The following is a 10960-nucleotide window of genomic DNA, read 5'->3' as shown; positions in this document are numbered from 1 at the left end:
GCCGTGCCGCCGCTGGCGGTGACGGCATAGGTGCCGACGCCGCTCGCCTGCGTGGCGCTGGTATTGAAGGTGACACCGGAGACGACACTGGCACTGTCGCCATTGACGAGGCCTGAAACCTCATAGGCGAGGGCAGGATTGTCCTGCCCGTAGGTGCGGCGGCTGTTGTTGACCTGGAGGGTCAAAGCCGCCGGATCGATGGTCAGGATGCCTGCCTGATACTGGATGGTGTAGTTGGCCGCGGTGCCACCGCTGGCGGTGACGGCATAGGTGCCGACGCCGCTGGCTTGTGTGGCGCTGGTATTGAAGGCGACACCGGAAACGACGCTGGCACTGTCACCATTGACGAGGCCTGAGAGGTCATAGGCGAAAGCGGGGTTGGCCTGCCCATAGGTTCGGCGAGTGTTGTTGACCTGGAGGGTCAGGCTTGCCGGATCGATGGAGAGGCTGCCGGCCTGATACTGGATGGTATAGTTGGCCGCCGTGCCGCCGCTGGCGGTGACGGCATAGGTGCCGACGCCGCTGGCCTGTGTGGCGCTGGTATTGAAGGCGACACCGGAGACGACACTGGCACTGTCACCATTGACCAGTCCAGAAACGTCATAGGCGAAAGCGGGGTTAGCCTGCCCATAGGTGCGACGGCTGTTGTTGACCTGGAGGGTCAGGCTTGCCGGATCGATGGTCAGGGTGCCGGCCTGATACTGGATGGTGTAGTTGGCCGCGGTGCCACCGCTGGCGGTGACGGCATAGGTGCCGATGCCGCTGGCTTGTGTAGCGCTGGTATTGAAGGCGACACCGGAGACGACGCTGGCACTGTCGCCATTGACCAGCCCTGAAACCTCATAGGCGAAGGCTGGGTTCGCTTGTCCGTAGGTACGGTTTGCGTTGTTAATCTGGAGGGTCAAGGCCGCCGGATCGATGGAGAGGCTGCCGGCCTGATATTGGATGGTGTAGTTGGCCGCGGTGCCACCGCTGGCGGTGACGGCATAGATACCGACGCCGCTGGCCTGTGTGGCGCCGGTGTTGAAGGCGACACCGGAGACGACACTGGCACTATCACCATTCACCAGCCCGGCAACGTCATAGGTGAAGGTGGGGTTGGCCTGCCCATAGGTTCGGCGAGTGTTGTTGACCTGGATGGTCAAGGCCGCGGGATCGATGGTGAGGCTGCCGGCCTGATATTGGATGGTATAATTAGCCGCGGTGCCGCCGCTGGCGGTAACGGCATAGGTACCGACGCCGCTGGCCTGCGTGGCGTCGGTATTGAAGGTGACACCGGAGACGACGCTGGCGCTGTCACCATTCACCAACCCTGAAATGTCATAGGTGAAGGCTGGGTTCGCTTGTCCATAGGTACGGTTTGCGTTGTTGACCTGGACGGTCAGGGTCGCGGGATCGATGGTCAGACTGCCTGCCTGATACTGGATGGCGTAGTTGGCCGCGGTGCCGCCGCTAGCGGTGATGGCATAGGTGCCGACGCCGCTCGCCTGCGTGGCGCTGGTGAAAGTGACACCGGAAACGACACTGGCACTGTCACCATTCACCAAGCCTGAAATGTCATAGGTGAAAGCGGGATTGGCCTGCCCATAGGTGCGGTTGGTGCTATTGACAATCAGCGTCAGGGTCGCGGGATCTATCGTCAGCGTACCGGCAACAAATTCAAAATCATAACTTTTCGTGGTTGCCAGGCTGCCGGCACTTGTCGTGATGGTGTAGGTGCCGACACCGGGATTTGCGCCGGCACTGCTGGACAGGCTGGCGGTACCCGTGAGGGTGTTTCCTGCTGTATCGCTGCCGACGAAGCCAGTGACGCTGTAAGTATAGCTTGGCGTGGCGCCATATGTGATGCGGATATCGTCCGCTTTCACGGTCAATGTTCCGACAACATTGTAAATAACGATATTGCCCGGTTCCGTAATGCTGGATGGCGGGGTACTGGTGAAATTATAACCGGTCAGGGTGTCATCGACGGTTATTGGTCCCAGATCGCTGCCCCCCTGGGAGCGGGCATAGATCAGGAAGCGGTTATCCGCTAATAGTTCCACATCTCCAGCGATGGAGACATTGCCGCTGCTGGCGAGAACGATGTCGTGCCCGCTGGTAATCAACAGGCCTTCCGCCAGAGACAGGTTGCCGTTTCCAACAATAATCGTCAGGTCGTCGCCGGCCGAAATATTGCTGAAGTCTCCCTCTGTTTTCCCGAGGACGACATCGCCAGCGGAAATCCGGATATCGGCATTTGTGTCGGCATAAAGGCTTGAAATACGCCGGATACTATTGCCTGTCTCTGTTAACAGCACCTCCCCATAGGCGCTGATGCTGAGGTCGCCTGCCGTCAACAGGGCCCCGGTTTCCTGCGCGATATTGTTGCCGCTCAGGGTCAGCTTTCCTGTGGTGCTGACGGTGTGGCGGATGTTGAGATCATCCTGCACTTCCAGGGAAATATTGCCGGTGCTGGTAATGGTCCCGGTTGTTTCCAATCCTGCGCCGCTGCGGACCATGATATTGCCGCTGGCGCCATTGATCGTGAAATCACCCACGATCTCTCCCGGCGCGCTGAGATCCAGGCCACCGGTACCGGAAAGATTGATCGTGGTCGGGGAGGAGAAGACAATCTGCTGGGGGCCGTAGCCTTCCACCCCGTCGCCGGCATATAGGCGAAGGGTGACGTCAGGCTGCATATCGATGCTGCCATCGGCAATATCGCCGATATAAATATTACCTTCAAAAGCGAAATATTCGGCCCGGCCTGCCGTTATGCTCTCAATCGTCTCAACAGATACGCCTTCATCATCGCCGGTCAGAACCGGCAGATCTGCTTCATCATCGATATAAATATTCTGCGGGTCGAGGATGAACAGGCCATTGGTGCCTTTTGGCGCTTCCAGCCAGATGCGGCCGGTCAGATAAAGCCCGCCTTTGGAGGAAACCTCCACCATTCCACCATCGCCGCCCATGGCACCGCCCCGTGCTGTCAGCGTGCCGGTGACGGCGGTATGGGTCTCCGACCAGACGACGACCTTGCCGCCATCACCATTGCCGGTGGCATCGGCGCTGATCAGGCTGGTCTTGTCGATAGCGACCCGGTCGGCATGGGGCATGTCACCGCTGCCGCGTTCATCCCCGCCAAGGCGGATGACACCGCCACCGGCATCGCCATCGGCATTGACGCGCGCGTCGGCCAAGGTGACCTTGCGGCCGGTTACATCAATGGAGCCACCCTTCTGGCCGGTCGCTTGGCCGCTTGCATCCAGGGTGCCGGACAGGCTGATATCGGTCTGTGCATCGCCGGTGATGATGATGCGACCGTCACGCTCTACCGCTGTCTGCGCCTCCACCACACCAGTGCTGTTGATCACACCGGCCATGGCATCGCGCCCGGCGCGGGCGGTCAACAGCACGGTGCCGCCCGCAGCGCGAACGACGCCCCCATTCAGCACCTTGCCGGTGGCTTCACTGTCCAGGGCGAAACGGATAAGCCCGTCGCCAGCCATGTCGATTTCGAAACGATCGCTGCCAGCCAAGGTCACCCGGCCCAGACGGGCCTCAATCAACCCCTCATTGCGCACCACGGCCCCGGCCAGGGCAGCATAGCCCCCATCGGCAACACGGATCACGCCGGCATTGGCGACGATGGCATCGGTCAGGCCCGGTGCCGTGAAGCGGATATTGCTGCCATTCAGTGATGTTTCATCAATGCCACTGGTGGTGGCGAGGAAGCCGGCAGCATTGATGCGGGCATTGGCACCGATGAAGATGCCGGCTTCATTCAGCAGGAATACCTGCCCATTAGCATTCAGATCGCCGTCGAAACGGGTGGCGGCGCCATTCCCCTTGACCCGGTTGACCAGCAGGGACTGCCGATCCGGCTGGATCACATCCACGCGATGGCCGGCATCGGTATCAAAGCTGCGCCAATCCACCAGCGCGCGGTTGCTGGTCTGGTTGATGATGGTGTTGGTGGCACCGGAGGTCACGGAAACGGTGCCTTGGACCACGCTGGCCCCTTCCGGACCGGCGGCGAAAGCCGTCGCGGCCATGGCCAGATGGCTGACACCGCACAGGAGTGCCAGCATGGCAATGGGCCGGCATTGACCGGTTCTGGAATGCGACACCTTCCGCTCCCTCCTGATGGTACAGCCAAGCCTTGCCGGACCGGAACTCTTGTATCCCTATCGGACCTCTTTTTGCGAGCATTTGCGAACTGTTTCCAGTTGGCGGCGCTATGCGGAATGGCGGTCCTGTAACGATTCACTATGGTTGCATGGCAAGGGGCAGGCAAAGTGCAAATCGGGCGTGCAAATGCGCCAAAAGACGTTAAGTTGCGGCCAGGTTGCGGTGCCGTCCCAGGCCCGTGTCCGCTGCTATGCCTTGATCATTACGGATGGTTTTCCCGCCCGTGTCCCGGTCCCGCCCCCTTCTTGCAAGTGCAAGCCGTCGCGCCCTGGCCAGCGCCCCGCTCTGGGTGGCGCTGGTGGCATTGACATCACTGCCGGCCCTGGCGCAAGGCCTGCCACCTGGGGGCCGTTTGCCCGGCGCCGCGGAGCCCGGCCGCGCCCCTTTGCCCCCGCCCTTGGAGGAGAGCCGCCAGCCCCCCACGGCAAAGCTGCAATTTTCCATCCCCACGCAACGGCGCACGGAAACGGCAAAGCCCGGCGGGGAATTGCGCTTCACGCTGCAAAAGATCGTGGTTGAAGGGGCAACGATCGTAGGGCCGGATTTCTATGATCCGCTGATCACCCCCTTGCTGGCGCGTCCGGTCACCTTGTCGGAGGTGGCGGCTTTGGCCGATGCCATCCAGGCCCGCTATGTTGAGTTGGGATATGTGTTGAGCCGCGTCTATGTCCCGGCGCAGGAGATTGCGGATGCCACGATGCGCATCCGTGTGATCGAGGGGCATGTCGACCGTCTCGTGGTGGAAGGGGCAACGAAGGGCGAGCAGGAACGACTGGCCGCCATTACCGCCCCGGCGCTTGCCAGTCGCCCCGCCCATATCGGCACGCTGGAACGGTCCTTGTTGCTGGCATCGGACCTGCCGGGTCTGGATGTGTCCGGTCTGCTGCGTCCGGGTGCCGGGTTCGGGGCGGCCGAACTGGTGGTGACGACGCTGCCCGACCCCTGGGGCGGCAGTGTCGGACTGGGCAACCGAGGCTCGGACTTTGCTGGCCCGTGGAGCGCCTATGCCGATCTTTATGTCAACAACCTGCTGGACCAGCAGGAGCAACTTGGACTGACCCTCTCCGGCACGCCGACAGATGATGAACAGCGCGCGGCCAACCTGCGCTGGCTGCAGCCCTTATTCGCCAACGGGCTGCTACTGTCGACCACCGGCTCATACGCCAAAGGCAAGCCTGGCGCATCGCTGGCGCTTTTTGCCGTACGTACGGAAAGCTGGGCTGTCGGTCAGTCTCTCTCATATCCCCTGGTCCGTTCCCGCGCCGTGAATGTGGCGGTGGAGGGGGGATGGAAAGCCCAGCGATCGGATGTGGAACTGCTTTCCACGCCCTTTACCCGCGATGACTGGCGTACCGTCGATCTGCGCTTGTCGGCATCCCATGCCAATCTGGGCGGGGTTGCGGTACAGGGGGCGCTCGGCGTGGTGCAGGGGCTGGATATTTTCGCTGCCTCCCCCAGGGCCGGGCGCGCCACGTCGCGAACCGACATTGATAGCGCTTTCACCAAACTCACGGCTGATCTGGCGGCCAGTGCGCGGCTGGCGGAAGGGTTGGGCCTGACCGTCAGCGCTGCCGGCCAATATACCAATGACCGGCTGGTTTCCGGCGAGGAATTTGTCCTGGGGGGCACCCGCTTCGGGCGCGGCTATGACAGTGGCGATCTCGCCGGCCCGCGTGGCGTCGGCGCATCGGCTGAGTTGCGCTATACCCGGCCGATCAACAACCCCTATCTCCAGTCCGCCAGCCTCTATGGCTTTACGGATTGGGGGCGGGTCTGGGGCTCGGTGGCGCTGGATGCTGATCTGACAACGATTGGTGCCGGTCTGCGCCTGGGCCTGTTGCGCGGCATCAGTGTGAATGCGGAGCTTGCCGCCCCCCAGGGCGGGCTGGACCTTCCAGGCCTGGAAAATCCCGGTTCCCGCTTCTTCTTCGAACTTTCCGTCCCCTTTTAAACCCGTGGGGTTGTGACCATGCGTATCATCCGTTCCGCCGCCAGCCTTGTTGCCGTTCTGCTGATGGGCACCGCCGCCGTCCAGGCAGCGGAGCTGGTGATTGTCGAATCCTCCAACGCCACGCACCAGCCGGGGCAGGTACTGGACGCCGATGCCGCCCTGACCCTGCCGGCCGGTACCCGGCTGGTGCTGGTCAGTGCTGACGGCAATACCATCACCCTGCAAGGCCCGTTCAATGGCAAGCCGGGTGCTGCGGCGGCTGAAGGTGCTGCGGGCGGTGCGGTGGTGAAATCCCTGGCCTCTCTGGTCACGGCCCGCGATGCCGACACCGCTTCGCTCGGTGCTGTCCGCGCTGCCGGTACGGTCAAGGCGCTGCCGTCGCCCTGGTTGATCGATGTTGCCAATTCCGGCCATGCCTGTCTGGAACCCGGTGTAGCGCCGGTCCTGTGGCGACCGGAAACCGCAGGTGCGGGGGAACTGGCCCTGTCGCCGGCTGACCGTAGCTGGACCGCCAATACCGGCTGGCCGGCTGGCAGTGCCGATCTTGCCCTGCCGGCTGATGTACCCTTCAATGACGGGGAGGCCTATCTGTTTGAAATGGATGGGCAGGCGGCATCGGTTACCCTGCATATGAAGCCGCAGGCCGTGCAGGGCGACCGGATGGTGGCCGCCTGGATGGCAGCTAAAGGGTGCGACCGGCAGGCCCAGGCGCTTTTGGCCAAGAAATAAGCGACGGGCGGAACAGGGGCAATGCGGGACGTTTGGCGCAGATGGGGTGTCATTGCCGGGATCGTGCTGATTGCCACGGTTCTGCCCGTGGCGATGGGGCGCTTCCTGCCTTTTCTGGCCTCGCTGGAAACATGGCTGTCGGATTTCCGCATCGCCACCCTGCTGCCGGGGGATCCGCAGCAGCCGGATATCGTCTTCGTCGCCATTAATGAGGAGACGATCGCCCGCTTCCCCTACCGTTCCCCGGTGGATCGGGCTTTCCTGGCGACCCTGCTGCAATCGCTCCAGGCCAAAGGCGCCAAAGCCATCTTCCTGGACGTGCTGCTGGATACGCCGACGGAGCCGGAGAAGGATGAGGCCCTGCGCACCGTCCTGGCCAGCCTGTCTGTCCCTGTCGTGGTCAGCCATGGTGGGGTGGAGGAGGGGTTGACCCCGGCGCAGGCAGATTTTCTGAATGCGTTCATCCCGCCGGCCCTGCGTGCTGCCGCCAATCTGGACAAGGATCCGTATGACGGCGTCGTGCGTCGCATCTTCACGGCCAAGATCGGGGCGCAGGGCGTGGCATTGCCGGCGATTGCGCCATCGCTGCTGGGAAAGATCGGCCAGCCTTACCAGTTGGAAGAAGGGGTGCCCATCGCCTGGCGGGGGCGGCCGGATGAGGCGACGCCGGCCTTCAGGACCTACGCTGCCCATGTTGTACCCCTGCTGCCGGCCCCCTGGTTCAAGGACAAGATTGTCATTGTCGGTGCCGACCTGTCGGATGTGGATCGCCATGCCACGCCATTCCGCGCCGGCATCGATCCGCGTCAGGCCACCATGCCGGGGGCGCTGATCCACGCCCATATCCTGGCCCAGTTGCTGGAGGGGCGCGCCCCGCCGGCCCAGGGGCTGCCGATCGGGCTGGCCGTGACAGCGCTTGCCGCCCTTGTCGGTGTGGCATTGGGCCGGTGGGAAGTGTCCTTGTGGCTGCGTACCGGCCTGTCGGTGCTGCTGCTGGCGGCTTTGTGGGTGGGGGGGCTGCTGCTGTTCCGCCATGGCGATGTGATGATGCCGCTGATTGCCCCCTCACTGGGGTTGGGGTTGGCATTATGGATGGCCGATCTCTATGCCGGCCGGCAGGAGCGGGAGCAGAAGAAGTTTATCCAGACCGCCTTCACCAAATATCTGTCGCCGGCTCTGCTGGACGATATTTTGAAAGATCCGTCCAAGCTGCAGCTTGATCCCAAGCGCCGCGACCTGTCCTACATCTTCACCGACGTGGCCGGTTTTACGACTATCTCAGAGACGATGGACGCGGTGACCCTGTCCAATGTCATGAACCGGTATCTGGATGGGATGGTGAATATCGTGTTCCGCCATGGTGGCACGGTGGATAAATTTATTGGCGATGCCGTGTTTGCCCTCTTCAACGCGCCGCGCGACCAGCAGGACCATACGCTGCGGGCGGTAAGCTGCGCCCTGGAACTGGATGCCTTCGCCCAATCCTTCCTGAAGGCGGAGGAAGAGGCGGGCAGGCCCTTTGGCATGACCCGCATCGGCGTTCACGCCGGCCCTGCCAGCGTCGGTAATTTTGGTTCTGAAGCACGGTTTGAATATACCGCCCTTGGCGATGCCGTGAACACGGCTGCCCGGCTGGAGGGGCTGAACAAATATTTCGGCACCCGTATCGCCATGAGCGGGGCAGCGGCGATGGCCAGCCCCTCCATCCCGCGTCGCGCGATCGGACGGATCGTGCTGAAGGGGAAGACAGAGCCTATCCCCGTTTTCCAGCCCTTATCAGCAGAACAGGCGGCCAGCCCCTTCATGTCCCGCTATCAGGCGGCTTACGAGGCGATGCGGGCCGGTGATGTGGGTGCGTTGCCCGCGTTCGAGGCGTTGGCCGCCGAGGATAGCGAGGATGGCCCCACCCGTCTGCACCTTTCCCGCCTGCAACGGGGAGAGACAGGCGATATCGTGGTGATGGGCGATAAGTAGCGGGTCAGGGCAGCAGGCCCAGACCGGCCCATTCGGCAGCCGCGCGCCGCAACTCGTCCCGGTTTCCGCCTTTCGCGCACAGCAGGGTCAGCAGCAGGCGGGCCTTGCGGCCCTGCAGGCTGCCGCCATCAATCAAGCCCTTTTCCAGCAGATCGACAGCCGTGCCCTCGCCACGATAAATGCCGGCGGCATCGGTATCACCCTGGCCGCAGCGGCTGACCAGCATCACCGGCTTGATCGCGGCCAGTTCTGCCAGGGGTGTGGCCAGCGCCTGGGGCACATGGCCGGACCCGACCCCTTCCACCACCAGCCCTGCCCAGCGCGGATCAGCAAAAGGCGCAAGCAGCAGCGGATCGGCATCCATGGTCACGGTGACCAGCGCCACTTTCGGCAGGGCATCACCCCCGGTCCAGCCGACCGGCGGGGGCGGCGGCAGGGGACGTTGCAAAAGCCGGACGCGACCGGTGACAACGGTGCCCAGTGGCCCCTGTCCGGCGGAAGCGAAGGCACCAATCCGACCGGCATCGACCTTCCGCACGGCCCGCGCCGCATGCAATTCCCCATTCATGCAGATGACGGGACCAAGGTTCTGACCGGCCAGGGCCCGCACGGCCAATAGCGCATCCCGCAGATTGCCGGGCCCATCGGCACCGGCGGCATCCGCCGTCCGCATGGCCCCGGTCAGCACCAGCGGCAGAGAGGCGGGCAGCAGCAAAGACAGCAGGAAGGCCACTTCCTCCATCGTGTCGGTGCCCTGGACGACAACGAAGCCGGCCATGCCGTCTTCTGCCCGGCGGGTGATTTCCGCGGCCAGGGACAGGATGTCGGGGATGGTCAGGTTCTGGCTGCCAACGGCCCGCCAGGGGACGATGTCCACGGCGCCCGCCCCTTTGATGCCGGCGGCTTCCAGCAGTGCTGTACTTTCAGCCGGCCCATCCTGGCCCGCGATGGACAGGATGGTGCCCCCCAACAGGAAAAGGCCGATCATGTCCCGCTGTGCCACCATTACCCTTATCTCCAGACCCGGAAAGATGATGGGCTATGTGGCTTGGTTTTTTGTCATACACCAGTGCGCATTGAACCCAGGTGATCCGCTTGCCACGCAGTTGACGCCTGTCCTTTCGGATAGGTCGCCCTCTCTATCTGACCGCGAAGCCTGCCTATAGTTTCTCTACTGTCTTATGGACAGGTGTGCGGAGGGACGGGAATGTCGAAGAGGCCCGTGGCCGGGCGATTATTGCTTTTCGCATTCCTTATGACGTTCATATTTCATGCACAGGTGATGGAAAGTTTAGCGGCGGAGCAGGTTTACCGGATCGAGCGGCATAGTTCGCCGGCGGGACTGGTCGTTCGCAACTATTACCTTGATTTGCTGGACATGATCATGCGGGAAACGGAGGCGGAATTTGGCCCCGCCCGTATCGTCCAGCTTCCCTATGAAGTATCGCAGATCCAGCTTCTGACCGACGTGGAGGGGGGGCGCCTGGATATGGCCTGGACCGCCACCAGCATCCGGCGGGAACGGATCGCCAGACCTATCCGCATTCCTCTTGATATGGGCCTGACAGGCCAACGTGCCTTGGTGATTGCCCGTAAGCGGGAGCATGAATTCGCAGCGATACGGTCACTGGCGGACCTGCGCCGCTACACCGCTTGCCAGGGGGAATATTGGCCGGACAATGACATTTTGCGCGCCGCTGGCCTGACGGTCCGGGAGGGGCGCACCATCGACGAGATGTATCCCCTGCTCCGCACGGGCGAATGTGATTACCTGCCCCGCGCGCTGACGGAAATAGACGGGGAAGTGGCACGTCTGGGCGGGGACGATCTGATGGTGTTCGATCAGCTTCTGCTGGTCTACCCCTTGCCCATGTATCTTTTCGTTTCCAATAGCAATGTCTTATTGGCCAAACGGTTGACCTATGGACTTGAGAAACTGGTTGAAAAGGGAGCCATCCGCGCCCTGCTGGAGGAGCATCCCTCCACCCGCGTGATTTTTCCGCTGTCCCGTTATCAGGGCGCAGTGGCTCTCCGTCTCGATAATCCCGATCTGCCGCCCCTGACCCCGGTGGGGGACCGGCGGCTCTGGCTGGATATTGTCCCCTACAAGCCGGATTGAATGATTGAGGT

General features: G+C 62.7%; 6 protein-coding genes. 4 read left to right on the top strand and 2 right to left on the bottom strand.

Features of this window, described 5'->3' with window-relative positions; translation table 11 throughout:
• Nucleotides 1-4115: beta strand repeat-containing protein (locus G473_RS0113890; RefSeq protein ID WP_154667407.1), on the bottom strand; the 4115-nt coding region annotated here is incomplete at its 3' end.
• Between the two features lie 284 nt (nt 4116-4399).
• Between G473_RS0113890 and G473_RS0113885 the strand changes: the two genes are divergently transcribed.
• From G473_RS0113885 to G473_RS0113875, 3 genes are read left to right on the top strand one after another with little or no spacing between them, the layout of a single operon-like run.
• Complete coding sequence (locus tag G473_RS0113885) at nt 4400-6127, top strand: ShlB/FhaC/HecB family hemolysin secretion/activation protein (RefSeq protein WP_161630994.1); 1728 nt, start codon at nt 4400-4402, stop codon at nt 6125-6127.
• A gap of 18 nt (nt 6128-6145) precedes the next feature.
• Nucleotides 6146-6856: a hypothetical protein gene (locus tag G473_RS0113880; protein WP_029013592.1), complete on the top strand. Its 711-nt coding sequence runs from the start codon at nt 6146-6148 to the stop codon at nt 6854-6856.
• A gap of 21 nt (nt 6857-6877) precedes the next feature.
• The gene (locus G473_RS0113875; protein ID WP_029013591.1) at nt 6878-8830 is read left to right on the top strand and encodes a CHASE2 domain-containing protein; all 1953 of its coding nucleotides are present in this window, start codon (nt 6878-6880) and stop codon (nt 8828-8830) included.
• A gap of 4 nt (nt 8831-8834) precedes the next feature.
• Here the strand turns inward: G473_RS0113875 and G473_RS0113870 are convergent, their stop codons facing one another.
• Nucleotides 8835-9836 (bottom strand): asparaginase, encoded by a 1002-nt coding sequence (locus G473_RS0113870; RefSeq protein WP_051330288.1) that lies wholly within the window; start codon nt 9834-9836, stop codon nt 8835-8837.
• 276 nt (nt 9837-10112) lie between these two features.
• On the opposite strand from G473_RS0113870, the gene G473_RS26970 reads away from it, so the two are divergent.
• The gene (locus G473_RS26970; protein ID WP_161630993.1) at nt 10113-10949 is read left to right on the top strand and encodes a substrate-binding periplasmic protein; all 837 of its coding nucleotides are present in this window, start codon (nt 10113-10115) and stop codon (nt 10947-10949) included.
• Nucleotides 10950-10960: the final 11 nt, after the last annotated feature.

This window comes from Niveispirillum irakense DSM 11586 (assembly GCF_000429645.1).
GTDB classification, from domain to species: domain Bacteria; phylum Pseudomonadota; class Alphaproteobacteria; order Azospirillales; family Azospirillaceae; genus Niveispirillum; species Niveispirillum irakense.
This window is presented reverse-complemented; position numbering and strand designations above follow the sequence as displayed.